Genomic DNA, 24,386 nt, shown 5'->3' with positions numbered 1-24,386 from the left:
GGCGACCGAAGCTCAATACTGACTAATAGCGAAATTGAGAAGTCGTCATGCCCCCAATCCACCACATCCCCGCCCCACCACACATCAAGGCCCCGCCGCTGTCGTTCGGCACACGGATCGGCGATCTCCTCTTCGTCTCCGGCATTCCCGGCTTCGACGCTGACGGCAACCTGCCCGATGATTTCGAGGGGCAGTTCGCCAACGTCGTGACGAACTTCACCCGTGTGCTGACCGAAGGCGGCGCGACCTTGCGCGATCTCGTCAAGGTCAACGTGCTGCTGACGCGCGCCTCGGACGTTGCGACCATGAACCGTCTCTATGCCGAGGCGTTCGGGCCGGCGCCCTACCCGGCGCGGACCACCTGCGTGGTCGCGGCGCTGCCCGATCCGAAGATGCTGATCGAGATCGAGGGCGTTGCGGCGATCGCTCCGACGTAGCAATTGTTGAACTCGTCATTCTGCTGCCCTTGGCTCGGAAGCCAAGTGCGGTGCGCATGAATGCGCCCTCTCCCCTTGCGGGAGAGGGCTTGTATGACAGCGCGGCAAGCTCGGTTGGGTGAGGGGTATCTCTCCGCACGGTCATTCGCGGAGAGACACCCCTCACCCAACCGCGCGCGTGGATGGATCGGAGATGCCCTCTCCCGCAAGGGGAGAGGGCGCTGTATCGCGCAGCACGCCGAGCAGCCTCAATTTTGTCGAGTGGGGGCAATGCGAAGCCCGACTCTCTCCCAACCTTGAGATCGCGGTGGCGCCGTTCCCACCGCGTCGTCGACGAGTTCGCTGCTCGATGGTGGGCACGCTGCCGCCCTGCGGGCGGCGGCTTTGCCCACCCTACGGCGGTTCGCTCATCGCGGGCGCGCGTGCGAGCAATGACAAGCTCGCCTGTGGAACTCCGCCTGCATCGCCAAGCAATCAGCCATGCAATCACGGCTGCCACATTTAATCGCTTGCCATCGATTTAAAATTGAATATTCTGAAATATAATACCACATTAAATTCACAATCCCGAAAAATTAAATGATTGCTGTCCGGCCGGTCCACACGATCTCCCGCATGGTGCGCGCAGCCACGGCACCGCTGTGGAACTCCGTTCGCGAGGCCTGGCAGGTCCAGGTCTATCCGCTCGGATACGTCGCCTCGCATGACGGCATGCGCGGGCTGATGACGCTGGGCGTGGTCGCGGCCCATGTCTCCTCCCAGACCGTGCCGGGCGCGGTGCTCTATATCGATCTGTTCTTCGTGGCGAGCGCCTATTACATCACCGGCCTGCTGCTGCGGGACGTCGACAGGCACGGCCGCGTCGCGTTCCGGCAGTTCTACGCTCGGCGCTTCGCCCGCATCGTGCCGCCGCTGCTATTGATGCTGGCGGCCTATCTGCTGTTCACTTGGCTGCTGCGGCCGTCGTTCCTGCCGGCGCTCGGCCGCGTCGCGATCGCCCTCACCTACGTCTCGAACTACTGGTACGTGTTCGACCCCAAGACCATCGAGGACATCGGCCACACCTGGACGCTGTCGACCGAGGAGCAGTTCTACCTGCTGTGGCCGCTGACCTTCGCGCTGCTGGTGAAGCGCTTCGGCGTGAGCTGGCGGCTGGTCGGGGCGATCTGCGCCATTGCGGCGGCGATCTGGGCGTGGCGGGTGTCGCTGCTGCTGGACGGCGCAGAGTGGCGGCGTCTCTACACCGCATTCGACACCCGTGCCGACGCGCTGATGGCCGGGTGCGCGATGGCCGTGGTGCTGCGGCTCGTGCCGCCCGGCGCCTATCTGGCGCTCGACCGTCTGTGGCCGAAGCTGGCATGGCCGCTGCTGATCTACTGGATCGCGATCACCTTCCTGTTCTGGCCCGCCTATGGGCCGAACCTCAACTACTATTATTTCGGCAGCATGGTCTGCGGCGTCCTCCCCGGCATCCTCGCTCTGACCATGCTCGCCCGCAGCAGCGGCACGATCTGCCATCGCATCTTCGAACGGCAGGAAGCCGTGTTTCTCGGGCGGATCTTCTACGGCGTCTATCTCTGGCATCTCCCGATCCTGAACTTCCTGAACGACTACGGCCTGTCCTGGCAACTGCGGCTGCTGATCGGCCTGCCGCTGTCGATCGTCGCCGCAACCTTCTCCTATGCCCTGCTGGAGCGGCACTTCCTCCGCCGGCGCGCAGTGGCGCAGCCGCTCGCGGCGCGGCCGGTCATCAGCGGCACGGATCTCGGCCTCACGTCCCGCCCCAGGGCCGGCCGGGAGGTTCCGCCGCCGCTGCCAGTGCGACGCATGTTGACATCACGATCGTGAGTGCATCCCACCGAGACTCGGCAACCGTTGCCATGCACTACGGTCAGACACCTCTGCTCGCGCGGATTTGCCGCACGAAGTGATCGTCCGCGCCTTCAAATTGATCGAGACGGCTCCGACAAGGCGCCCCACGGCTGGGGCCAGTTTGTTGCCGGAGTTTTCACGATGCCTCGTTTCACCACCCTCATTCTTGCAGCAGCTTCAGTCGCCGCGATGCTCGCTGCCGCCGCGCCGGCGCAGGCCGGCTATTACATCCTGCGCTGGAACAACACCGGCGTCTGCCAGGTCTGGAGCGAGGCGTTCGCGTTCAAGCCGATCGCATGGCCGTCGGGCTACAAGGTCATCAGCCGTCCGGTGCCGACGTTCAACGACGCCGTCACCCTGCAGGTCAAGCTGCGCCGGGAGGGACGGTGCACGCTGTGAGGCATTGCGCTGATGCGCGATGTCCACACCGGATGCGCATCTGCCCGAACTCCCTGACATCACTGTGAACGGACGATCGTGGTGGCTTGCGTCGCGTGCGCTTTTGTCGCACCACTTCGCGATGGCTGTCACGCGCCAGCGAGCAAGGCTGCCGCGTGCAGCCAGTGGATGCTTTTGTTCGTTCGTTTCAGGAGATTGACGATGCGTCGCTTGACCACTCTGGCTGCTGCCGCCGCGCTTGCGGCCAGCTCGATCGCTGCCCCCGCCTTTGCCGCGCCGGCGCCCAAGAGCGGCTACTACGTGATCCGCTGGGACAACACCGGCATCTGCCAGATCTGGAACACCGACCTGCAGTCGAAGCCGGTCGAATGGCCGTCGACCTACAAGATCGTCTCCAAGCCGGTGCCGACCTTCGTCGAAGCCACCAACATCCAGCTCAAGCTGCGCGACGAGCGCCGCTGCTTCCTGTAAGCGACGGGCCGGCCGGCGGCCCCGATCAGGCCGCCCCGGCAATCGGGCTCGCCGGCATCGGCACGAAGCCGGGCAGCGCGGTGAGCCGCGCCAGCCACGCCACGATGTTCGGATACGGCGACAGCGACACGCCGCCCTCGGGCGCGTGGGCGGTGTAGCTGTAGAGCGCGATGTCGGCGAGGGTCGCCATCTCGCCGACGAGGAATGGCCGGGCGCCGAACTCTCGCTCCATCACGGCGAACAGCGCATCCGCCAGCTGATGCGCCTTCGCCATGTCGAGCGGCGCCCCGAACAGGGTCGCCACCCGCGCCGCGGCCGGGCCGAAGGCGAGCGGGCCCGCAGCGGCCGACAGCCAGCGCTGAACCTGCGCCTGGCCGAGCGGATCGCGCGGCAGCCAGCGGCCCGAGGCATCATAGCGAGTCGCGAGATAGACCAGGATCGCATTGGAGTCGGGCACGACGGCGTCGCCGTCGACCAGCACCGGGACCTGGCCGAACGGATTGAGCGCGAGAAAATCCGGCTGCTTGTGCGCTCCGCCCTTGAGATCGACATCGACGAACTCGCAAGGAAGGCCGAGCAGGCTCAACATCAGCCGTGCGCGATGCGAATGGCCGGACAGGACGAACTGGTAGAGGCGGCGTTGCATCATGTGCTCCCGTTGTTCCGGAGCAGGCTGTAGACCGCGTCCGGCGCAGCAACAACGCTGCTTGGCGACAACAGCTTGTTGCAGCGGCTGCAATAATGCGACAACGCCGCTCATGGACCGCCTGCCCGATCAGCTCCAACCCGGCCTGCGCCTGGTCTTCGTCGGCACCGCCGCGAGCGAGCGCTCGGCGGCGACCGGCCATTACTACGCGCATCCCGGCAACCGCTTCTGGCCCACGCTGTTCGCCGTCGGCCTGACGCCGCGCCCGTATCGGCCGCACGAATTTCCGGCGCTGCGCGAGCTCGGGATCGGCTTCACCGATCTGTGCAAGCAGGGCGCCGGCATGGACCATGTCGCGCTGAAAGCCGGCGTCGACGTCGCCGGCTTCGCAGCCAAGATCCGGCACCACCGGCCGGCGACGGTGGCATTCACCAGCAAGAAGGCGGCGAGCCTGTTCTATGCCCGGCCGACCAGCGCGATCGCGTTGGGGCGGCAGCCTGAGCGCGACGACTTTCCGACCGCGTTCGTGCTGTCCTCTCCCTCCGGCGCCGCATCAGGTGCGTGGACGCTGCAGCCGTGGCGGGAGTTGGCGGCGCATATAGCCCAGGATTGCGCCTGAAGAAGCGCTGGTCGCGCGCCGGATGAGAACCAGTAGGGTGGGCAAAGCAGCCGTCCCGCAGGGCAGCTGCGTGCCCACCGTCGATCAGCATACTCGAACGGTCAAGTGGCGGCACGGCGCGCGATGGAGCACGGCACGCAGCGGGCGTGGCGGGCGCGCCTTTGCCCACCCTACGCGCTCTCTCCATATTGTCACGCCCTGGCTCGTCTTTTAGACGCGCAGGCGGGACGCCCCCCCCTCAAGCATGACGAACAACTAATAACGACTTCCCGCGCGGAGGCAGCTCTGTCCAGGCATGACCGAAACGGCGCAAAACGACACCGCGCCACCCGACGGGCAATCCGCGCATGCGCGCCATGCGCAAATTGCCCGTCGCGTTACTCTGCCGCAGGCGCATGCACTTGCCATGTCGGGCAAATCAGGACGATGTTTTCGCTCAACCCGCCTCATGCAGAGGGACGTACGCGTCGTCACGATACGTGGAGGTGGGCCGCGGTGGACGTGATGGCTGCGCCCGACGAGCGCCGGCGGTCACGTACGGCGAAGTCGTGATGTCCTGATACCCCGAAGCTGGTATCACGCAGGCGCTCATGCGAAGACGTGGCGCGTGCCATGGTGGCCAACAAGCCGGCGCACCAGGGAGACCACGTATAAGCCGTCAAACCATTCGCGCAGGGAAGGCCGGGATGCCTGGCCGAGCCTGTGGTTCTGCCGCGTGCTTTTTGTTGCACGCGGACCATGGGAGCGGCGAGCTCCCGGCCTTCCCTGCCCCTCTCGTTATTCGACGGGGCTCACACGATGCATCCCTTGCGCACGCGGTGCGGCGAGAACGCGAAGTCATGAGCAGGACGTGGAAGACGTTGTCGAGACGCCTGCTCCACCCTCACTGTTATCGCCAGCGCAGGCGGGCGATCCAGTACTCCGCGGCAGACGTGATCGACGGCAGCGCCGCGGCGTACTGGATCGCCCGGTCAAGCCGGGCGATGACACCTGTTGTTAGTCGTTAGTTGTCAGGGCACCGATCAACAATGACCTCGCTACCTGATCGTGATCGCGAGCCCCGACAGGTCGACATTGGCCAGCAGGCCGATCTGCTCGCCCGAGAGCTCCAACACCGCGCCCTTCTGGTTGGTCAACACGATGCCGCGCACGCCGCGGCCGACCGCAAGGCCCGCGCCGGCAGCGCCATAGACACCCTCGACATCGGACGGACGCCAGATGTTGCTGACGCGGCCGCGCAGCACCGTGCGCGAGCCGCCGAACACCAGACCCCAATCGAGGCCGCCGGTCGACAGCGGATAGGCGCGACCATGGAAGTGCAACATGCCGCTGCCGCCGGAGCCGCCGATGATCCATCCCGCCTTGTAGATGGTCAGCGTGATGAAGCCGCCATCCGCATGCGCCGTCGCCGGCAGGATGGCGCCGCAAGCCGCCGTCAGTGCCACCAATAGACCGCGAAGCAAGGGTGCAATTTTCATGGATGAAGTCTCCAGCGAAGTGAATTTGGGATGCGTGAAGTTGAGGTAATTCGATGGCCACGTGTGACGATCATGCCCCACCAAGCGAATCGATCGGGCCGAATTTAGCCCTTTGCGCGGCACCACGCATGCGGCCCGCCCTGTGTGATCGAAATGCCGCCTCCTGCGAACGGAGACCCGTGGGATCAGCGCGCAGGCGCCGATCGTCATCGCGGCCGCTGTGCTTCGGTTTCGCGGGTCCCGGTCGGCCGGCGACGGCGAAATGGGTCCAGACCCGCGCGAAACCAAGGCCATTTCGGGGTATTCGCCGCCGGCGCGGCGCCCGGAGGCGCGTGTTAAGGCCTCATTAACCTTGTCGGACCACGGTGATTTACGGGCTGGATGTTCAGTTGGTCTCGATGTTTGCGCGTCGTTTGTTTGATTTCGGCGCGGGCGTTGATCGGGAGGAGTTATGTCGCAAGAGTTGTCAGCCGATACCGCAAGTCCGTCACTCGTACCGCTTGCCATGCCACCGTCGCGTCCCGCGGCGGAGGTTCTGCCGCTGTTGATCGGCACGCCCTTGTCCGAGATCGAGCGCGAGCTCATCGTTCAGACCCTGGCGCGCTGCAACGGCAACCGCACCCATGCCGCGAGGCTGCTCGGGATGCCCGTGCGCACCTTGCGGAACAAGATCCGCAGCTACACGGCCGACGGCATCGTGGTGCCGGCCTATACGGCCTGATACGAAGGCGGCCACGCGATATCCCATCGCGTGGAACTCATTACGACGCGGCGCCGATTGATGTTGATCAATCGGCCTCGCGGCCCTCCTGCAATTGCTGCGGTTATCGCGGCTCTGTTACGCTTCGCCGCGAATCACCTGTTTGTAGCGGAGTTGCGGTAGTGGCAAAGAATCCGGCCGGACGCGGCCTGCAGGGGCCCACAGGTCCACGTGGCCCGCAAGGACAGCCGGGACGGCGCGGGCCGGATGGCCAGCGCGGCAAGCCGGGCCCTGACGGCAAACCGGGCGCGCCAGGCAGACCGGGTCCGCAAGGCCCGCGCGGCGAAGCCGGTCCACCCGGCAAGGCGGGACCGCAGGGACCTGCCGGATCCCAGGGGCCACAGGGCCCGCGCGGCGAGCAAGGACCGCGTGGCGAGCAGGGCCTGCCCGGCACGCTGCCGACGATCGATCAGCTGATGCCCTGGCTGGAGCAGATCTTCGCCGCCTATGACGACTACAAGCGCACGCGCGATCGCGAAGCGAACGAGCGCGAGGCCGAACTGGTCGCGGTGCGCGACATCTTCGCCGCCACCGAGCATGACGAGGCGCTCGAAGAGGCGTTCGAGGACGACGATCCGCACGAGATCGATGTCCCGAAGAAGAAGAAAAAGAAGAAGCACAAGAAAAAGAAGAAGCACGCGAAGCAGGCCCAGAGCCGGGACGACGAGGGCTTCTGAGCTTCGCGCGTCGCGGCGGCGGCAAGCGCGGGGTCAGCGCGGCCCGAACCTGACGGCCGAGCGCTCCCGCGCCTTGGCGGCCTCGATCTCGCGGTCCCGGGGCGCCGCCTGGGTCTGCAGCGAGGTCAGCAGCCGCCGTGCGGCGTCGGCGACCTCCTCGACCGCACGTGCGAAGGCGGCCTCGTTGGCCTGCGACGGCGCGTTGAAGCCGGACAGCTTGCGCACGAATTGCAGCGCGGAGGCCTGGATTTCCGCCTCGGTCGCCGGCGGCTCGAAATTAAACAGCGTCTTGATGTTGCGGCACATGACGGGGTCTCATCAATCCGGTGCTGAACCAAGTCGAGGACCGTGCTATCATGCTGCCGACGCGGCCGCCAAGAGCCGCGCGCAGATCAGGGGGATGACATGCTTCGACCGTTTGCCGCCGTTTTTGCAGCTTGGGTGGTTTTTTGTGCGCCTGCCCGCGCCGCCGACTTTCCCGCCCCGAAGCAGGGCGACTTCGTCGTCAAGGATTTCAAGTTTCACACCGGCGAGACGCTGCCGGAGCTGAAGCTGCACTACACCACCGTCGGCGAGCCGAGCGGCCAGCCGGTGCTGGTGCTGCACGGCACCGGCGGCTCGGGCGCCAGCATGCTGGGGGCGCCGTTCGCCGGCGAGCTGTTCGGCAAGGACCAGCCGCTCGACGCGACCAGGTACTACATCATCATTCCCGACAGCATCGGCCACGGCAAATCGTCGAAGCCGTCGGACGGATTGAAGACGAAGTTTCCCGCCTATGACTATGCCGACATGGTCGATGCCCAGTACCGCCTGCTGAACGAGGGGCTCGGGATCAAGCATGTCCGCCTCGTGATCGGCAATTCGATGGGCGGCATGCACAGCTGGGTGTGGGCGACGCGCTATCCGGACTTCATGGACGTGGCGGTGCCGATGGCCTCGCAGCCGACCGAGATGGCGGCCCGCAACTGGATGCTGCGCCGGATCATGCTGGAGACGATCCGCAACGATCCCGATTACAATGGCGGCAACTACACGACGCAGCCGCGCATGATGAAATACGCCGTCACCGCCTATGGCACGGCCACCGCCGGCGGCACCATCGCCTATCAGCTCGCGGCGCCGACGGCGGCGAAGGCCGACAAGATGGTCGATGAGCGACTGGCACAATCCGTTCCGTCGGACGCCAACGACTTCGTCTATCAGTGGGAATCGTCGCACGACTACAATCCTTCGGCCGATCTCGACAAGATCAAGGCGACCGTGATGCTGATCAACGCGGCCGACGACGAGCGTAATCCGCCGGAGACGGGCGTTACCGCCGAGGCAATGAAGCGCGTCGCCAACGGCAAGGTGCTGCTGATCCCGGCCTCGGCCGAGAGCCGCGGCCACCTGACCACCGGCAGTGCGAAATTCTACGTCGAGCCGCTGCGCGAACTGCTGGCCACGGCGCCGCAGCGGGGCATGTGAAGCAACGAGGAGCGTTGAATGCGCAGGATGGTGCCGGCCGGTCTGATGATGGGCTCCCTGGCCTGCGCAAGCCTCGCGTTCGCCGTCGACAACGGCCAGTTCGAGAACGTGCCGCCCGATGTGCGCGCCTGGTTCAAGAGCGTGATCGCCCCGAACGGCGTGCCGTGCTGCGACGTCTCCGACGGCCATCGCACCAGCTATGACGTGCGGGACGGCACCTATTGGGTGCCGATCGAGGGACGCTGGATGGCGGTTCCGGAGCGCGCCATCATCCGCGACCGCGGCAACCCGATCGGCGAAGCCGTGGTGTGGTACGTCCATCACCGCGGCGACATCATCATCAGCTGTTTCGTCCCCGCCGATGCCGTCTGACCCGAACCCTGCGAGGTCGGCCCTTGGGATCTGGCCATGATGGAGTCATTGCACGACGACAGGACCCGCGCCGTCATGCGCTGGCTGATGGCGGCCTTCTACATGGTTGCGGGGATCGCGCATCTCGCGATCCCCGAGCCATTCCTGCGGATCACGCCGTCGATCGTTCCGTTTGCCCCGCAGGTCATTCTGCTCACCGGACTTTGCGAGCTCGCAGGCGCGGTGGCGCTGGTGACGAAGCCAATGCGACGCTGGGCGGGGATCGGGCTCGCGGCCTATGCCGTGTGCGTGTGGCCGGCCAATTTCAAGCACGCCATCGATGGCATCGACCTGCCCTATCTCGGCAGCAGCTGGCTCTACCACGGTCCGCGCCTGGCATTTCAGCCGGTGCTCGTCTGGTGGGCACTCTACAGTGCAGCGTTGATCGACTGGCCATGGCGTCGCCACGCGTGACGCCGAGACGATGCGAACAGGAGACAAGCCGTGAGCGACCCAGCCAATGCCGACCTCGCAGCGATCTATCCAAAGCCGAACGAGCGGGTGATCGCAAAAGTGCGTCCCACGCTCGACATTCACAGCCGCAAGTTCATTGCGCTCTCGCCGTTCTGCGTGATCGCAACCTCGGGCTCGGATGGCAGCGTCGATGCCTCGCCGCGCGGTGGCCATCCGGGTTTCGTGCTCATCGAGAACGATCATCGCCTGGTGATGCCGGATCGCCCCGGCAACAACAGGCTCGACAGCCTCAGCAACGTGTCGGACGGCTCGGGTCAGGTGCAACTGATCTTCTTCGTCCCCGGCATCAACGAGACCTTGCGTGTCGGCGGCACGGGTTCGCTGTCCACCGATCCCGACCTGCTGGCGAAGCTCGAGGAGTTCGGCAAGCCGCCGCGCTCGGTGCTCGTGATCAGCGTGCGGGAAGCGTACTTCCATTGCGGCAAGGCCATCATGCGCTCGAAACTGTGGTCGCAGGAGGCACAGGTCGCGCGTTCGAGCATGCCGAGCATCAGCGACATCATACACGATCAGACCAGCCTCGGCGCGCCCGAACCCCAGGACGCAGTCGATGCACGCTACCGCCAACAGCTTTGAGAATGCCACTCTTTCGCAAAAGCGCGTCAGCTGCGAGTCATCGGCAACGCTCTATGAGTGATGCGCCCGAATTCGTGAGCGCACGCGTTGATACAGGTCAACGGTCACGGAGACGGCAGAAACTAGGTATGAATGTGTCATTTCCGAAGCTGGAGCCGATCGCCGTCGATGCCCGCGTCCTCTTATGCAGCCCGCCACAGATGCCCCGGCCTTTGGGCCGGCACGTTGCTCGTGCTTGCGCTCTGTATGCTGCCATCCGCCGCATCAGCCGATGACGTGAAGCTCACCCCGGCCCAGGCGCAAAACCTCGGCATCCGCGTTACGCATCCGATTTCGAGTCGAACCGATAGGACGCTCCCCTACCCCGCGCAGATCGTGATTCCGACGCCGCAATTGTGGGTCGTCAGCGCTCCCGTCTCCGGCATGGTCACCAATCTGGCGGTGGCCCGCGGCGACCGCGTGACGGTCGGACAGCCGCTTCTGACATTGGAGAGCCCGAGCTACGTGTCGCTGCAGCGCGAATATCTCCATGCGCTCGCGCAGGAGGTTCTCGCCGTTCAGCAGCTGAAACGGAACGCCGATCTGTTCGAAGGCAAGGCGATCCCGCAGCGCGTGCTGGAATCGAGTCAGGCCGAAGCCCGCCAGGCCAATATCGTGGTCGCCGAACGGCGGCAGATGCTGCACCTCAGCGGCCTCTCGGACGACGCCATCACACGCCTCACCAATGAGGCCGCCATCAGCGCCACGCTGACGGTCAGAGCGCCACAGGCTGCATCCGTGGTCGACATCGTGATCTCGCCGGGCCAGCGGCTGGAACAGGCTGCACCGCTGGTGAAGCTCGCGCGCCTGTCGCCGCTATGGGCCGAGATCGCAATTCCGGCCACCAATATCGGTGCCATCAAGGCCGGCGCGCGAGTCGACATCGACGGATACGCGACGCCAGGGCAAGTCATCCTGGTTTCCGAAACAACCGATGCGGCGACCCAGACGATCCTCGTCCGCGCGGAGGTTCCGAACAACGGCGAATTGCATTCCGGACAGACCGCAGCCGCGCGCATCGGCTTCATCTCGGCCGGAGAAAGCGCCTGGGAGATCCCGTACAGCGGGCTGGTTCGGCGCGGCGAGCAGACCTCGATCTTCGTCGCGATCGAGGGCGGCTTCCGGCAAGTCCCGGTGACGCTGCTCGCGGAGGACCAGGACCATGTCGTCGTGTCCGGCTCCGTGACCGACAAGGATGAGGTTGCGATCGGCGGCATCTCGGCGCTTCGCGGCATTCTCTCAAGGCTGGGACAATGATCCTGCAGCGACTCGTCGCATTCGCGTTGTCGCAGCGGCTGTTCGTCATTCTCAGCGTGCTGTTGCTGATCGGCGCGGCTGCCGTTCTGCTGCCCAGCCTGCCGATCGACGCCTTTCCGGATGTCTCGCCGGTTCAGGTGAAGGTCATCATGAAGGCCCCCGGCCTCACGCCCGAGGAGGTCGAGCAGCGCATCACGGTGCCGATCGAGCTCGAGCTGCTCGGCCTGCCCAACAAGAAGATCCTGCGATCCACCACCAAATATGCCTTGGCCGACATCACCGTCGATTTCGAGGACGGCACCGACATCTACTGGGCCCGCAATCAGGTGTCGGAGCGGCTCGCCAATATCTCGCGCGATTTCCCGGATGGCGTAAGCGGTGGGCTGGCGCCGATCACCAGTCCGCTCGGCGAGATGTTCATGTTCACGATCGACAGTCCCGAACTGTCGCTCGCCGAGCGGCGGAGTCTGCTCGATTGGGTCATCCGGCCGGCGCTGCGCACGGTCCCCGGCGTCGCCGACGTCAATGCGCTGGGCGGCTACGTCCGGGCGTTCGAGATCGTTCCGCGCAACGATGCGCTGGCGGCCCGCGGCATATCCTTCGAGCTGTTTCGCAAGGCGATCGAGGCCAACAGCCGCAATGACGGTGCCGGCCGCGTCAACCAGGGCGAGGACAGCGCGCTGGTGCGGATCGAGGGCAGCATTCGCGGCGTCGACGACATCCGGGGCATTGTCGTCGAGAACCGCGACAACATTCCCATCCGCGTCAGCGACGTCGCACGCGTGAGGATCGGCGCGCTGACGCGTTACGGCGCGGTCACGGCGGACGGCAAGGGCGAGACGGTCGAAGGACTGGTGCTCGGGCTGCGCGGCGCCAATGCCGGACAGCTCGTGCGCGACGTGCGCACGCGGCTGGAGGAGCTCAAGCCGTCCCTGCCGGCCAGCGTCACCATCAACGTGTTCTACGACCGCAGCCGCCTGGTCAACCGCGCCGTCGGCACCGTGGTGCGGGCGCTCGGCGAGGCCACGGTGCTCGTCGTGATCCTTCTGCTGCTCTTCCTGGGCAATTGGCGCGCTTCGCTGGTGATTGCCCTCAGCCTTCCGCTTGCAATCGCGATGGCGCTGCTCGTGATGCGCGCGGTCGGCATGTCGGCCAACCTGATGAGCCTTGGCGGACTTGCGATCGCGATCGGAATGCTGATCGACGCACTCGTCGTCGTGGTCGAGAACATCGTCGGCAATCTCGGCAAGCACGATCGCGACAGGACGGCGCCACTGATTCACATCGTGTTCCGCTCGGTCTGCGAGGTCCTGCAACCGGTCGCATCAGGCGTCCTGATCATCATCATCGTGTTCGTGCCGCTGCTGACGCTGCAGGGACTGGAGGGCAAGCTTTTCATCCCCGTCGCGCTCGCCATCATCTTCGCGCTGGCGGCGTCGCTGCTGCTCGCGCTGACGGTGATCCCGGTCGCGACATCGTTCGCACTCAAATCCGCATCCCACGCGGATCCGCTGTTGATCCGGGCAGCGCAACGCGTCTACGCACCGGCGCTGGCCTGGGCGCTCGGCAACGAGCGCAAGGTCATGCTCGCTGCCGTGCTCGGCCTGATCGCGGCGGGCTACGGCTACAGCCAGCTCGGCAAGACCTTCATGCCGACCATGGATGAAGGCGACGTCATCGTGAGCGTGGAAACGCTGCCGTCGATCAATCTCGATGAATCCCTGGCCATCAATGCCCGGCTGCAGACGGCCTTGATGAAGGTGCCGGACATCTCCGGGATCATCGCGCGCACCGGCTCGGACGAACTCGGTCTCGACCCCATGGGCCTCAATCAGACCGACACGTTCCTGGTGCTCAAGCCGGCGGACCAGCGGCAGAGCCAGGATCGCGAAGCGCTGCTTCAGAAGCTCCGCGACGTGCTGACCGGCTTTCCCGGTATCTCGCTGAGCTTCACGCAACCGATCGACATGCGCGTCCAGGAGATGATCAGCGGCGTCCGCGGCGACGTCGCCGTGAAGATCTTCGGCCCGGATATCACAAAGCTCAACGAGATCGCGGCAAAGCTTTCCGCGATCCTGTCGAGCGTCGATGGCGCGCAGGACGTCTACACCACGCTCAACGAGGGTGCGCAGTACTACACTGTCACGGTCGATCGATTGGAAGCGGGCCGCCTCGGCCTCACGGTCGACTCCATCGCGACTTCGTTGCGGACCCAGATCGAAGGACGGACGATCGGCACCGCCCTTGAAACCGGCCGACGCACGCCCATCCTGGTCCGAGGCAGCGAGACCACGCGCGAGGCGCCGACGCTGCTCGCAATGCTGCCGCTGACGCTCGCAGCCGGACAACACGTGGCATTATCGCAGGTCGCGCGCATTCAGCGGGTCGACGGTCCCGTGAAGATCGACCGGGAGGACGGCAACCGCATGAGCGTGGTGCGCAGCAATGTGCGGGGCCGCGACATGGTCGGCTTCGTCCAGGCGGCGCAGCAGAAGGTGGCCGCAGAGCTTCAGCTCCCATCCGGTTATCGGCTGACCTGGGGCGGACAGTTCGAGAACCAGCAGCGCGCCGCCGCGCGTCTGTCCATCGTGGTCCCGGTCGCGATCGGCCTGATCTTCGTGCTGCTCTTCACCACGTTCGGCTCCGTGCGGCAGGCCTTGCTGGTGCTCGTCAACATTCCCTTCGCGCTGATCGGCGGGGTGTTCGCGCTGGTCTCGACCGGTGAATATCTGTCGGTGCCTGCGTCGGTGGGATTCATCGCGCTGCTCGGCATCGCGGTCCTGAACGGCGTCGTCCTGGTCTCCCACTTCAATCAACTTCGCGCCCATGGACTTTCCGAAGAACGCATCGTCGTGGAGGGCGCCAGGCGCCGGCTGCGTCCGGTGCTGATGACCGCCAGCATCACCGCACTCGGGCTGATCCCGCTGCTGTTTGCGTCGGGCCCGGGATCGGAGGTCCAGCGACCACTGGCGATCGTCGTGATCGGCGGACTGCTGTCGTCCACCCTGCTGACACTGATCCTGTTGCCAATCCTGTACCGCCGCTACGGCGCTGCTGCGAAGGACGCGACATGACAAACCAAGCCGTGTGCCTGACGCTGATCGCTCCGCGTGAGCTACGCGAGGAGCTGTTCGACTACATCAGTGAGCAGACGGATCTGGTCACCGGCTTCACGGCGTCCGATGCGGCCGGACATGGCGTGCGCGTCCGGCTGCGCAGCGCCGCCGAGCGGGTCAAGGGCCATGCCGACGAGGTGGTCGTACGGATCGTGCTGCAGGAAAATGATTCCGAGCGGCTGCTGGAGCGGCTCAGGAGCGCCTTCGCCGGAACGAAGCTCGTGTATTGGGTCGTGCCGGTCACCGCGTTCGGCGTCATCGACTGAGCCCGCCGAACACTCGAAACGTTGCGCCCGGTCCGTCAAGCGGTCGATTCGAGGCCCGAAACCTTCAGCCTTGAATCGACCCTTGTCCAAACAGCAGCGCCGCCTTGCGCCGAAATCAGTGCTCGCTCTCGAGCCCGCCGACGTGCTTCTGGGTATAGAGCTCGAGGCCGATGCGGCCGATCAGGTCGAGCTGCGTTTCAAGGAAGTCGATGTGGTGTTCCTCGTCCTTCATCAGCCGTTCGAACAGGTCGCGCGAGACGTAGTCCTTGACACCGTGGCAATAGGTGGCGGCTTCCTGATACAGCGTGCGCGCGCCGATCTCAGCGGCGAGATCGCACTCGATGATTTCCTTGACGTTCTGGCCGATGCGCAGCGGATCGAGCACCTGCATGTTCGGGAAGCCGTCGAGGAACAGGATGCGGTCGGTGAACTTGTCGGCGTGCTCCATCTCCTCGATGGACTCCTTGCGCCAGACCTTGGCCATTTCCAGGAGGCCCCAATTATTCAACAGGCGATAATGCAGCCAATATTGGTTGATGGCAGTCAGCTCGCTGCGCAATCCCTTGTTGAGATATTCGATGACCTTTGGGTCGCCCTGCATAGATAAGCTCCGAAAAAGTTAGAGGCCGCTGGCGCTCAATAACAGGTTCGAAGTGCGGAGACGACCCCGTTCACAGGCATTTTTGGGTCGGTAGAACGGGCGGCCGGGGCGCCGCCGCTCAGCAGGCGGCCAGCGCAAACCGGCTCTGAAGGTCGTCATCGACAGACTGCACCGGCGTTTGATGATGATGGTGACCGTGCTGGCAGCCAGCCTGACAGGCGCGCGCGCAGGGACCCAATGCTTCATCGATGATCGTCTTGATCGTGCGCGCACACCGCCCGCATTCCGCGCTGCACCCCAGGCAGCCATAGACCTGCTTGGGGTTGCGCGGCAACTCGTCGGCAGCTTCCACCGCCTGGCGGATGTCGTGATCGCTAATGACGTTGCAGGAACAAACAATCATAAGAAACCGGCCAATCGTCCTTGATCAGGTATCGATAGTCATCGGCAGCTGCCCGCGCAAAGGGAAAACACTGCTTTTGAAGCGATTCCAATCTCCTACTCAACCTGGAATGAATCTAAGCATGAGACGTTGTGGCAGATCAAAGTCGCCACCAAACAACGACGACGATCGAACAGCAGCTCAGTCGCCGCCGCCCCCGTCGCCTCCCCCTCCGTCACCACCGCTGTCGCTCCCGCTATCCATCGGGTTCCCCATGACATCGGTGGTGGTATTTGAAAACCAACTCGCGAGACCAAACCCCTGACCGTCGCCGGACGCGCTGCTGGTGTCCATGCTGCCACCATCCGACGACACGCGCCGGCGGCTCTGCCTGCGGTCCGCCCATACCAGCAGCGCGTAGCAGAGTGCGGAGGTCAGTCCTACGGCCACCGCAACCGCCATCGTGCTGCTCATGGCCGGCTCATCCCCACGTCACTTTTGTGCGATGCAACATTGAACGTATCCTAGAGATGGGTCGTCCAATGGGACGAGCCCGTTCATTGATCATTCAAGCGGGATATGGGAACCTGTCGCATCGATTGATGCGCCATCTGCCGACCTGCAGTGAGAGAGGTAAGGTCATGAAGAAGACTCTTGCGGCCCTGGCCGCCGTCGCCACGCTGTCGACCGCAGCGCTGGCTCCCGCCCCGGCGGAAGCACGCGGTGGTCGTGTTGCCGCCGGCGTCGCCGCCGGTCTGCTCGGAGGTGCTCTCATTGGTGGCGCCATCGCCGCGGGCAGCAACCCCTATTACTACGGACCCGGCTATTCCTACTCTCCGGGCTACGGCTATGGACCCGGCTACTCCGATTACGGTGGCCCGGCCTATGTCGCCGACCCCGGCTATGCCTGCTACGTGCAGCGTCAGCGCTTCTGGGACGGCTATGGCTGGCGGATCCGCCGCGTGCGCGTGTGCGAGTAATCGTTCACCTTCATTAATTCCATGACCTTGCACCGGAATTCCAAAAACGGCGGCTGACGTGGCCAGAAAAAACCGTTTTTCGGTCGCATCAGGTCGGACAGAGTTTACGAAGGGTTGACGGATTGTCGTGTTTTCTCACGATGCTGACGGCCCCTGATCGTGCGTGAATCACCAACCGGCGCCTGCTTGGGCGCTCCTCGAGGAGATCTCGGAACATGAAGAAGATCCTGACCGCGGTGCTCGCGGTTGCGACAATCGCCGGTTCGCTGAGCGTGACCGCACCGGCTGCGAAGGCTGGCGACGTTGGCGCGGGCGTTGCCGCCGGTCTGATCGGCGGTGCCCTGATCGGCGGCGCGATTGCGTCCAGCCGTCCGGCCTATGGCGGCCCGGTCTATGTCGAAGCTCCGCCCCCGGGCCCGCCGCCGTGCGTGTGGCGCCGTGAGCGCTATTGGGACGGTTATGGCTGGGTGAGCCGCCCAGTCCGCGTCTGCTACTGATCCAGACGATCGATCTCGAAGCGAACAGCCCGGCCCCGCGGCCGGGCTTTTTGCTGCCCGCGTCCGGGCAGCCGGAGCGCCCGCTCAGTGCGCGGCGTCGATCGCCTGCAGCACCGATTCGCTCGGCCAGCAATCGACCTTCAAGCCCGCCTTCTTCTGAAAGGCGCCAAGCGCGGCGCGGGTCTGCATGCCGGCTTTGCCGTCCAGCTTGTCGCCATAGAGGCCAAGCCGCGTCAGGCCGCCTTGCATCGCCTCGACGTCCTTGCTCCGAAGCTGCTTCGAGGCCGACCATGGTGTCGCGAACGCGGCCGGGCTCGTCATGCGATCCGCGAGATGGCCGACGAACAGCACGTAGAGGTCGGAGAAATTGTATTCCTTGATGACGAAGTAGTTCGCCGTCGTCAGAAAAGCCGGGCCATAGATTCCCTCAGGCTGAAGCAGCGATGCCGCCTGCTGCTGCTCGGCTGCGCTCAGGCGCTGGCCACGCACCGGAACGAAGCCGGCGCGCAGCCACTCGCGGATCGGCTTCTTCACCTCAGGCACGCCCATCGTGCAGTCGACATTGGCCGGCGGCTTGACCTCGTAGGCCCAGCGCACCCCGCTCTGCCATCCCTTGTTGGCGAGCTGCTGTGCCGCCGATGCCAGCGCATCCGGCACGGAGCGCCAGAGATCGACCTTGCCGTCGCCATCGAGATCGACGCCGTGCTTGTAGTACTCCGACGGCAGGAACTGCGTCAGGCCGACCGCGCCGCCCCATGATGCGCGCAGATCGCGCCGGGAGACCACGCCGTCGCTCAGCATCTTCAGCGCCATGATGAACTCGATGCGGTATTGGTCCTTGCGCCGGCCGACATAGGCCTGTGTCGCCAGCACGCGCAGCGCGTCATAGGGCAGCGCGTAGCGGCCGAAATCGGTTTCCCGGCCCCAGATCGCGAGCACGATCGGACCGGGAACGCCGAAGCGGCGTTCGATCTCGGCAAGCGCCGGACGATATTGCTGGATCAGCTTCTGGCCGTGCTCTGCAAGACGTGCAATCGAGGCTTCCTTGACGTAGTCGGACGGCACCTGCACGAACTCGGCCTGGGCCGGGGCCCCTGTCGCCGGGCGGCCCGGCAGCAGCAGGTCGGGAAGCTTGTAGTCAGGCTCGAGCTCCCGCGTCTCCGTCTCGAACGTCGCGCGTGAGACGCCCTGCTCCTTGGCTTCGGGCCAGAGCGAGGCCACGAACTGCGTGAATCCGGGATCGGCGGCAACCGCCAGACCGGGATGGTACAGGACAGCCAGAAAACACACGCAAAGACAACGACGGATCGCGAGCGGCACCGTTCTATGCATCCTGAAGACCAAGTCGCCGCTCGATATGCTCGATCCTGAGATCCATCCTGTCCAGCCGATTCGACATGCTGGCGTACTGGTTTTCGAGGTTCCCGATCCGCGGCTTCAGCTCGCGGATATCGTCTCGCACATGATCCAGAGCGCCGCGGATATGGCGCAGATCCTCCAGCACGAGGTTCTCGATATCGGTCATTCCCGAATGGTAGCACATCCCGGAAGGCCCGTGAACGCCAAGTCCATATCCCGGCGCCTCAATGCCCCGCCGACTGCTTCGCCTCTTCGATCGCGGCATTCGACAGCTTGTCGACCACGGCAATGCCGATCGCCGAGAGGATGAACACGGTGTGGATGATGGTCTGCCACATCACGCCGGTCTCGGTATAGTTCGACTTTCCGGACGAGAGCGCGCCCGCTTCGATGAACGTCCGCAGCAGATGGATCGACGAGATGCCGATGATCGCCATCGCCAGCTTGATCTTGAGCACGCTGGCATTGACATGGCTGAGCCATTCCGGCTCGTCGGGATGGCCCTGCAGGTTGAGCCGCGACACGAAGGTCTCGTAGCCGCCGACGATCACCATCACGAGCAGGTTCGAGATCATGACGACGTCGATCAGGCCGAGCACGGCGAGCATGATCTGCTGCTCGGAGAAGTCGAACGCGTGGGCGAACAGGTGCCAGAGCTCCTTCAGGAACAACACGACATAAACGCCCTGCGCGATGATCAACCCGACATAGAGCGGCAGCTGCAGCCAGCGCGAGCCGAAGATCAGCATCGGAATGGGGCGCAGCTCCACGCGCTGCTTTGGCGGCACGGGGGCGTCGGAGGTCACGGACATCTGGGGGTTGCTCGCGGGAATTGGATTGGCGGAGCGCACTATCTACGTCGCCCGCACGTGAGCGGAAGCGACAACTGGCCGCAGCCTGGGCGCGACGCTTTGTCTCGGAAGGACCGCGTCGCGCCGGCTCATCTCAGCGCGTCAGCTTCTTGTACTTGACTCGGTGCGGGATGACGCTGTCCTGGCCGAGCCGCCGCATCTTGTCCTTCTCGTAGTCCTGGAAGTTGCCTTCGAACCATTCGACATGGCTGTCGCCCTCGAAGGCCAGCATGTGGGTCGCGATACGGTCGAGGAACCAGCGATCATGGCTGATGATGACGGCGCAGCCGGCGAAATCCTCCAGCGCCTCTTCGAGCGCGCGCAGCGTGTCGACGTCGAGATCGTTGGTCGGCTCGTCGAGCAGCAGCACGTTGGATCCGGACTTCAGCATCTTGGCGAGATGCACGCGATTGCGTTCACCGCCCGAGAGCGCGCCGACCTTCTTCTGCTGGTCCGCGCCCTTGAAGTTGAACGACGAGCAATAGCCGCGCGAGTTCACTTCCTTCTTGCCGAGCAGGATCAGCTCGTTGCCGCCGGAGATCTCCTCCCACACGGTCTTGTTGCCGTCGAGCGCATCGCGCGACTGGTCGACATAGCCGAGATGGACGGTCTCGCCGACCGTGATGGTGCCGGCGTCCGGCTTCTCCTGCCCGGTGATCATGCGGAATAGCGTGGTCTTGCCGGCGCCGTTCGGGCCGATGACGCCGACGATGCCGCCCGGCGGCAGCTTGAAGGTCAGGTTGTCGATCAGCAGACGATCGCCGAAGCTCTTCGACAGGCCTTCGAAATCGACGACGTTCTGGCCGAGGCGCTCGGCGACCGGAATGATGATCTGCGCGGTCTGGGTCTGCTTTTCGCTCGCCTTCTTCAGCAGGTCTTCATAGCGCTGGTAGCGCGCCTTGGACTTGGCCTGGCGGGCCTTGGGCGAGGCCGCGATCCACTCCTGCTCGCGCGCCAGCGTGCGCTGATGCGCGGCGTCCTCGCGGCCCTCCTGCTCGAGCCGCTTCTGCTTCTGCTGCAGCCAGGACGAGTAGTTGCCTTCGTAGGGAATGCCGCGGCCGCGATCGAGCTCGAGGATCCAGCTGGTGACGTTGTCGAGGAAATAGCGGTCGTGGGTGACGATCAGGATCGCGCCGGGATAGTTGCGCAGATGGCCTTCGAGCCAGGACACGGATTCAGCGTCGAGATGGTTGGTCGGTTCGTCCAGCAGCAGCAGCTCGGGCTGGTCGAGCAGCAGCTTGCACAAGGCGACGCGGCGACGCTCACCGCCGGAGAGTTTCGCCACGTCGGAATCATCCGGAGGACAGCGCAGCGCATCCATCGCCTGGTCGACCTTGCTGTCGAGATCCCACAGGCCCTGCGCCTCGATCTCGTCCTGCAGCTTGGTCATCTCGTCGGCGGTTTCCTCGGAGTAGTTCATCGCCAGCTCGTTGTAGCGATCCAGGATCGCCTTCTGCTTGGCGACGCCGAGCATGACGTTCTCGCGCACCGTGAGCTTGGGATCGAGCTGCGGCTCCTGCTCGAGATAGCCGACGCGGGCGCCCTCGGCGACCCAGGCCTCGCCGGTGTAGTCCTTGTCGAGGCCGGCCATGATCTTGAGCAGGGTCGACTTACCGGAGCCGTTGACGCCGAGCACACCGATCTTGGCGTCCGGATAGAACGACAAATGGATGTTATCCAGCACCTTGCGGGTCGGGTAGGTCTTGGACAGACCCTGCATGAAGTAGACGAACTGGCGCGCCATCGCGTGTCCCTTGGAATCTGCCGGAATTTTCGGAAAATGGTTGCCGCTGATGTAGCCGCGCGGTCCCCAAAGGGCAACCGGCGAGGCCGCCTTTGCCCGGGACAATTGCCGGGCGAATTGGCGGCAGAATCGTCCCGGTGTCGGCCCCCGGGAGCCCCACGGACGATTACGGATCCCGCACGATGTGTGCGGCTGGTCACGACAATTGCAACCATCTTTTAATTAATTTCGCGGGACACTCGGTCTCGGCCCGCAAGAACGGCGCGCCCAAGCGGCGACAAGCCGAACCGACAACAGCGAGAGCCCGTCATGGCAACCTTTACGTCAGTCTCCCTGTCCGCGCCGGCAGCAGAACGCCGCGACCATTCCGGTCTGTTGGCCGAGATCCGGGGCCTTTGGCGCGAATTTCTCACCCGCGCCTTCAATCCGTATCGGCCGGAGCTGCACTACATGCGCGGACCCGGTCCGGCATGGCGGGCCAAATACGGCCAAGACGCCGCGTTCCGGCTCAAGACCAGGTTCGATTGATCACTGCCGGGTGATCACTGCCGGGGCGCTTGCGCAGCGCGCGCCTTGCAGGCAACGATGACATCCATTCACCAGGGCGACCTCGCGCGTCGCTGTTCCCTGCTCCGAATGGATCCCGATCGATGACGCGGCTGCGCTGTGCAATCCTCGACGATTATTACGACACGGCGCTGTCGCTGGCCGATTGGCCGCGGCTCGCGGACAAAGTGGATGTGACCGCCTTCACACATCCGTTCGGCAGCGAGGATGCGGCGGCTGCCGCGCTGGCCGACATCGACATCGTCTGCGCGATGCGCGAACGGACGCCGTTTCCCCGCTCGCTGATCGAACGGCTGCCGCGGCTGAAGCTGCTGATCACCTCGGGCATGCGCAATGCCGCGATCGATACCGAGGCCGCCAAGGCGCGCGGCATCGTGGTTTGCGGGACGCAGTATGGCCGCGATCCGACGGCGCCGCTCGCCATGGGCCTGATCCTGGAACTGACGCGAAGGATCGGCCAGGAGAATGCCCGCATGCATGCCGGCGCGGCATGGCAGGCGCTGGGTGGGATCGAGATCGAGGGCAAGACGCTGGGCGTCATCGGCCTCGGCAAGCTCGGCGCCAAGGTCTCGGGGCTTGCCAAGGCATTCGGCATGAACGTGATCGCCTGGAGCCCCAACCTGACGCCGGAGCGCTGCAAGGACGCCGGTGTCGGCTACGCCACCAAGGACGAGCTGTTCGCCACCGCCGATGTGATCACCATCCATGTCGTGCTCAGCGACCGCTCGCGCGGGCTGGTCGGCGCCGCCGATATCGCGCGAATGAAGCCGACCGCCTACCTCGTCAACACCTCGCGCGCGCCGATCATCGACGAGGCCGCACTGCTGCAGGCGCTGCGGGAGAAGCGCATCGCCGCCGCCGCCCTCGACGTGTTCGCTGTGGAGCCGCTGCCGGTCGCTCATCCGCTGCGCGGGCTCGACAACGTCGTGCTGACGCCGCATCTCGGCTACGTCACCGAGGAGAGCTTTCGGGCCCATTACAGCCAGATGGTCGATTGCATCGCAGCCTGGCTCGGCGGGTCGGAGCCGCCGCGGCGGCTGACCTGATCTGGACGTCGCAAGCCAATCCTGAAAGCAAAACACCCTCCGCAAGGAGGGTGATTCGCAGTCGATCGAAACTATCTCAGCGGATGGTCACCGGCGGTGGCAGCGGCTGCACCGCGGTCGGCTGGATGGCCGGAACGGTGGCCTGCGCCTGAACCGGAGGCTGCCCAGCCGCCGGGCCGGCGGCCGCAGCCGCCATGTTCTTGGCCGAGCCCGGAGCGGCTCCGCCCGGCATCACGACGACGCGGGTGCCGACCTTGACGCGATCGAACAGGTCCGAGACGTCGTCGTTCAGCATGCCGATGCAGCCTGAGGACACGAACTTGCCGATCGTCGAGGGCTGGTTGGTGCCATGGATGCGGTAGACGGTCGAGCCGAGATACATCGCGCGGGCGCCCAGCGGATTGCCGGGGCCACCGGCCATGAAGCGCGGCAGATAGGGCTGGCGCTCGATCATCTCGCTCGGCGGATACCAGTCCGGCCACTCGGTCTTCTTGGTGATCTTCTGCACGCCCGTCCAGGTGAAACCTTCGCGGCCGACGCGGACGCCGTAGCGCATCGCACGGCCGTTCCCGAGCACCAGATAGAGATAGGTGTTGGGCGTATCGACGACGATCGTGCCAGGCGGCTCCTTGGTGACGAAGTCGACCTCCTGGCGGCGCAGATTCGCCGGCAGCGGCGCCGGCGTCGCATCCGGCTGCTCTTCCGGCGGCAGCGCAGCCACCGTCATCGGCCGATCCCCCGCGGACGGCTGCACGCCGCTCGTGACGGCCGGAGCACCGCCCACGGCCCCCGGCGGACGCGGCGCACCGGCGTCGCCACCGGGCGCGCCATTGCCATAGGTGCCGTAAGCCTGCTGACCTGCCGCAGGACGATCGGCATAGATCACCGGGGGCGGACCCGCCGGACGGCCATAGCGCGGGTCATCCGGGGACATCACCGGACCGGTCGGAGCGCCGCTATAAACAGGGGCGCCGGCGGGGCGGCCATAACGCGGATCATCCGGGGACAGTACCGGGCCCGGCGGCGGCAGCGCAGCCGAATTACCGGGCGCGTCCTCGTCGTCGAGCGCATCGAAATCGGGTCCCTGCCCGCGGGCGTCGGCCGGGTAAGGCGTCGGCGCAGGCGAATACGCACCAGGTGCGGTCTGATAGACCTGCTGTGCTACAGCAAACGGGGTTGCCGCCGCGCCCGCTGCCGCGACCGCGCAAACCGTCAGGATTTGTCTGATCATCATTGCCCTTGCAGTATCCCCAAGCCGCCGATTGGGACCTTCTCTCCGCCAAATGGCCGAAGATAGCGGCGCATTCAAGACAATTCGGCCCAAGACGGTCCTACTTCGGCAATTTGTGATCATGTCTCCGTCGTTGCACGGAAGTCTCACGCCGCCGAAAAAG

At 65.1% G+C, this 24,386-nt stretch carries 29 protein-coding genes; 18 read left to right on the top strand and 11 right to left on the bottom strand.

What is annotated here, in order from left to right; all coding sequences use genetic code 11:
* The first annotated feature begins 47 nt into the window (after positions 1 to 47).
* The 4 genes from S58_RS09305 (at position 48) to S58_RS09290 (ending at position 3,179) form a co-directional block, all read left to right on the top strand.
* Positions 48 to 437, top strand: a complete 390-nt coding sequence (locus S58_RS09305) for a RidA family protein (RefSeq protein ID WP_015665034.1) — start codon at positions 48 to 50, stop codon at positions 435 to 437.
* A gap of 615 nt (positions 438 to 1,052) precedes the next feature.
* A complete protein-coding gene (locus S58_RS09300) occupies positions 1,053 to 2,285 on the top strand; it encodes an acyltransferase family protein (RefSeq protein WP_244440735.1) in 1,233 nt (410 codons plus the stop codon).
* Between the two features lie 165 nt (positions 2,286 to 2,450).
* Entirely contained in the window at positions 2,451 to 2,708 is a 258-nt protein-coding gene (locus S58_RS09295; RefSeq protein WP_015665032.1) for a hypothetical protein, read from the top strand.
* A gap of 201 nt (positions 2,709 to 2,909) precedes the next feature.
* On the top strand, positions 2,910 to 3,179 hold the full coding sequence (locus S58_RS09290; protein WP_015665031.1) for a hypothetical protein: 270 nt from the start codon (positions 2,910 to 2,912) through the stop codon (positions 3,177 to 3,179).
* 25 nt (positions 3,180 to 3,204) lie between these two features.
* Here the strand turns inward: S58_RS09290 and S58_RS09285 are convergent, their stop codons facing one another.
* Positions 3,205 to 3,828 carry a glutathione S-transferase family protein gene (locus S58_RS09285; protein ID WP_042339064.1) on the bottom strand — a complete coding sequence of 208 codons (624 nt, stop codon included), beginning with the start codon at positions 3,826 to 3,828 and terminating at the stop codon, positions 3,205 to 3,207.
* Positions 3,829 to 3,937: 109 nt separating this feature from the next.
* On the opposite strand from S58_RS09285, the gene S58_RS09280 reads away from it, so the two are divergent.
* The gene (locus tag S58_RS09280; RefSeq protein WP_015665029.1) at positions 3,938 to 4,444 is read left to right on the top strand and encodes a mismatch-specific DNA-glycosylase; all 507 of its coding nucleotides are present in this window, start codon (positions 3,938 to 3,940) and stop codon (positions 4,442 to 4,444) included.
* Between the two features lie 1,037 nt (positions 4,445 to 5,481).
* On the opposite strand, the gene S58_RS09275 is transcribed toward S58_RS09280, so the two are convergent.
* Positions 5,482 to 5,922, bottom strand: a complete 441-nt coding sequence (locus S58_RS09275; RefSeq protein ID WP_015665028.1) for a hypothetical protein — start codon at positions 5,920 to 5,922, stop codon at positions 5,482 to 5,484.
* 451 nt (positions 5,923 to 6,373) lie between these two features.
* Here S58_RS09275 and S58_RS09270 point away from each other — a divergent pair, with 451 nt between their 5' ends.
* Both S58_RS09270 and S58_RS09265 read left to right on the top strand, forming a co-directional pair.
* Complete coding sequence (locus S58_RS09270) at positions 6,374 to 6,643, top strand: helix-turn-helix domain-containing protein (protein WP_015665027.1); 270 nt, start codon at positions 6,374 to 6,376, stop codon at positions 6,641 to 6,643.
* A gap of 161 nt (positions 6,644 to 6,804) precedes the next feature.
* Positions 6,805 to 7,359, top strand: a complete 555-nt coding sequence (locus S58_RS09265; protein ID WP_042339063.1) for a collagen-like protein — start codon at positions 6,805 to 6,807, stop codon at positions 7,357 to 7,359.
* A 33-nt stretch (positions 7,360 to 7,392) separates the two neighbouring features.
* Here the strand turns inward: S58_RS09265 and S58_RS09260 are convergent, their stop codons facing one another.
* The gene (locus tag S58_RS09260; protein WP_015665024.1) at positions 7,393 to 7,665 is read right to left on the bottom strand and encodes a DUF2277 domain-containing protein; all 273 of its coding nucleotides are present in this window, start codon (positions 7,663 to 7,665) and stop codon (positions 7,393 to 7,395) included.
* Positions 7,666 to 7,764: 99 nt separating this feature from the next.
* On the opposite strand from S58_RS09260, the gene S58_RS09255 reads away from it, so the two are divergent.
* From S58_RS09255 to S58_RS09225, 7 genes are all read left to right on the top strand, one after another.
* A complete protein-coding gene (locus S58_RS09255; protein WP_015665023.1) occupies positions 7,765 to 8,826 on the top strand; it encodes an alpha/beta fold hydrolase in 1,062 nt (353 codons plus the stop codon).
* Between the two features lie 18 nt (positions 8,827 to 8,844).
* Positions 8,845 to 9,198 (top strand): hypothetical protein, encoded by a 354-nt coding sequence (locus tag S58_RS09250; protein WP_015665022.1) that lies wholly within the window; start codon positions 8,845 to 8,847, stop codon positions 9,196 to 9,198.
* A 36-nt stretch (positions 9,199 to 9,234) separates the two neighbouring features.
* A complete protein-coding gene (locus S58_RS09245; protein WP_015665021.1) occupies positions 9,235 to 9,651 on the top strand; it encodes a DoxX family protein in 417 nt (138 codons plus the stop codon).
* Between the two features lie 30 nt (positions 9,652 to 9,681).
* Entirely contained in the window at positions 9,682 to 10,287 is a 606-nt protein-coding gene (locus S58_RS09240) for a pyridoxamine 5'-phosphate oxidase family protein (RefSeq protein WP_015665020.1), read from the top strand.
* A gap of 168 nt (positions 10,288 to 10,455) precedes the next feature.
* Positions 10,456 to 11,583: an efflux RND transporter periplasmic adaptor subunit gene (locus S58_RS09235; RefSeq protein WP_042339061.1), complete on the top strand. Its 1,128-nt coding sequence runs from the start codon at positions 10,456 to 10,458 to the stop codon at positions 11,581 to 11,583.
* Positions 11,580 to 14,657, top strand: coding sequence for an efflux RND transporter permease subunit (locus S58_RS09230; protein WP_015665018.1), 3,078 nt, complete (start codon positions 11,580 to 11,582; stop codon positions 14,655 to 14,657). The genes S58_RS09235 and S58_RS09230 overlap by 4 nt, the downstream gene beginning before the upstream one ends.
* A complete protein-coding gene (locus S58_RS09225) occupies positions 14,654 to 14,965 on the top strand; it encodes a DUF3240 family protein (protein ID WP_015665017.1) in 312 nt (103 codons plus the stop codon). Before S58_RS09230 ends, S58_RS09225 begins: the two co-directional genes overlap by 4 nt.
* A 115-nt stretch (positions 14,966 to 15,080) precedes the next feature.
* Here the strand turns inward: S58_RS09225 and bfr are convergent, their stop codons facing one another.
* The 3 genes from bfr to S58_RS09210 all read right to left on the bottom strand — a co-directional run bounded on the left by bfr (position 15,081) and on the right by S58_RS09210 (position 16,422).
* Complete coding sequence (bfr, locus tag S58_RS09220; protein WP_015665016.1) at positions 15,081 to 15,566, bottom strand: bacterioferritin; 486 nt, start codon at positions 15,564 to 15,566, stop codon at positions 15,081 to 15,083.
* Between the two features lie 118 nt (positions 15,567 to 15,684).
* A complete protein-coding gene (locus tag S58_RS09215) occupies positions 15,685 to 15,969 on the bottom strand; it encodes a (2Fe-2S)-binding protein (RefSeq protein ID WP_015665015.1) in 285 nt (94 codons plus the stop codon).
* A gap of 180 nt (positions 15,970 to 16,149) precedes the next feature.
* Positions 16,150 to 16,422, bottom strand: a complete 273-nt coding sequence (locus tag S58_RS09210) for a hypothetical protein (protein ID WP_015665014.1) — start codon at positions 16,420 to 16,422, stop codon at positions 16,150 to 16,152.
* Positions 16,423 to 16,589: 167 nt separating this feature from the next.
* On the opposite strand from S58_RS09210, the gene S58_RS09205 reads away from it, so the two are divergent.
* The gene (locus S58_RS09205; protein ID WP_042339057.1) at positions 16,590 to 16,928 is read left to right on the top strand and encodes a hypothetical protein; all 339 of its coding nucleotides are present in this window, start codon (positions 16,590 to 16,592) and stop codon (positions 16,926 to 16,928) included.
* 215 nt (positions 16,929 to 17,143) lie between these two features.
* A complete protein-coding gene (locus tag S58_RS09200) occupies positions 17,144 to 17,425 on the top strand; it encodes a hypothetical protein (RefSeq protein ID WP_008964967.1) in 282 nt (93 codons plus the stop codon).
* A gap of 84 nt (positions 17,426 to 17,509) precedes the next feature.
* Here the strand turns inward: S58_RS09200 and S58_RS09195 are convergent, their stop codons facing one another.
* The 4 genes from S58_RS09195 to ettA all read right to left on the bottom strand — a co-directional run bounded on the left by S58_RS09195 (position 17,510) and on the right by ettA (position 21,379).
* Entirely contained in the window at positions 17,510 to 18,745 is a 1,236-nt protein-coding gene (locus S58_RS09195; RefSeq protein ID WP_015665012.1) for a lytic murein transglycosylase, read from the bottom strand.
* A 4-nt stretch (positions 18,746 to 18,749) separates the two neighbouring features.
* Positions 18,750 to 18,950 (bottom strand): hypothetical protein, encoded by a 201-nt coding sequence (locus S58_RS09190; protein ID WP_042339051.1) that lies wholly within the window; start codon positions 18,948 to 18,950, stop codon positions 18,750 to 18,752.
* Positions 18,951 to 19,008: 58 nt separating this feature from the next.
* A complete protein-coding gene (locus tag S58_RS09185) occupies positions 19,009 to 19,596 on the bottom strand; it encodes a TIGR00645 family protein (protein ID WP_042339050.1) in 588 nt (195 codons plus the stop codon).
* A gap of 133 nt (positions 19,597 to 19,729) precedes the next feature.
* Positions 19,730 to 21,379, bottom strand: coding sequence for an energy-dependent translational throttle protein EttA (ettA, locus tag S58_RS09180; RefSeq protein ID WP_042339049.1), 1,650 nt, complete (start codon positions 21,377 to 21,379; stop codon positions 19,730 to 19,732).
* A 309-nt stretch (positions 21,380 to 21,688) separates the two neighbouring features.
* Here ettA and S58_RS09175 point away from each other — a divergent pair, with 309 nt between their 5' ends.
* Positions 21,689 to 21,907, top strand: coding sequence for a hypothetical protein (locus S58_RS09175; RefSeq protein ID WP_015665008.1), 219 nt, complete (start codon positions 21,689 to 21,691; stop codon positions 21,905 to 21,907).
* A 122-nt stretch (positions 21,908 to 22,029) separates the two neighbouring features.
* Complete coding sequence (locus tag S58_RS09170) at positions 22,030 to 22,992, top strand: D-2-hydroxyacid dehydrogenase family protein (protein ID WP_015665007.1); 963 nt, start codon at positions 22,030 to 22,032, stop codon at positions 22,990 to 22,992.
* A 76-nt stretch (positions 22,993 to 23,068) separates the two neighbouring features.
* Here the strand turns inward: S58_RS09170 and S58_RS09165 are convergent, their stop codons facing one another.
* Complete coding sequence (locus S58_RS09165) at positions 23,069 to 24,226, bottom strand: L,D-transpeptidase family protein (protein ID WP_015665006.1); 1,158 nt, start codon at positions 24,224 to 24,226, stop codon at positions 23,069 to 23,071.
* Between the last annotated feature and the right edge of the window lie 160 nt (positions 24,227 to 24,386).

This window comes from Bradyrhizobium oligotrophicum S58 (assembly GCF_000344805.1).
Taxonomy (GTDB): Bacteria; Pseudomonadota; Alphaproteobacteria; order Rhizobiales; family Xanthobacteraceae; genus Bradyrhizobium; species Bradyrhizobium oligotrophicum.
The sequence above is the reverse complement of the archived record's forward strand: the minus strand, read 5'-3'. Positions and strand labels throughout refer to the sequence as shown.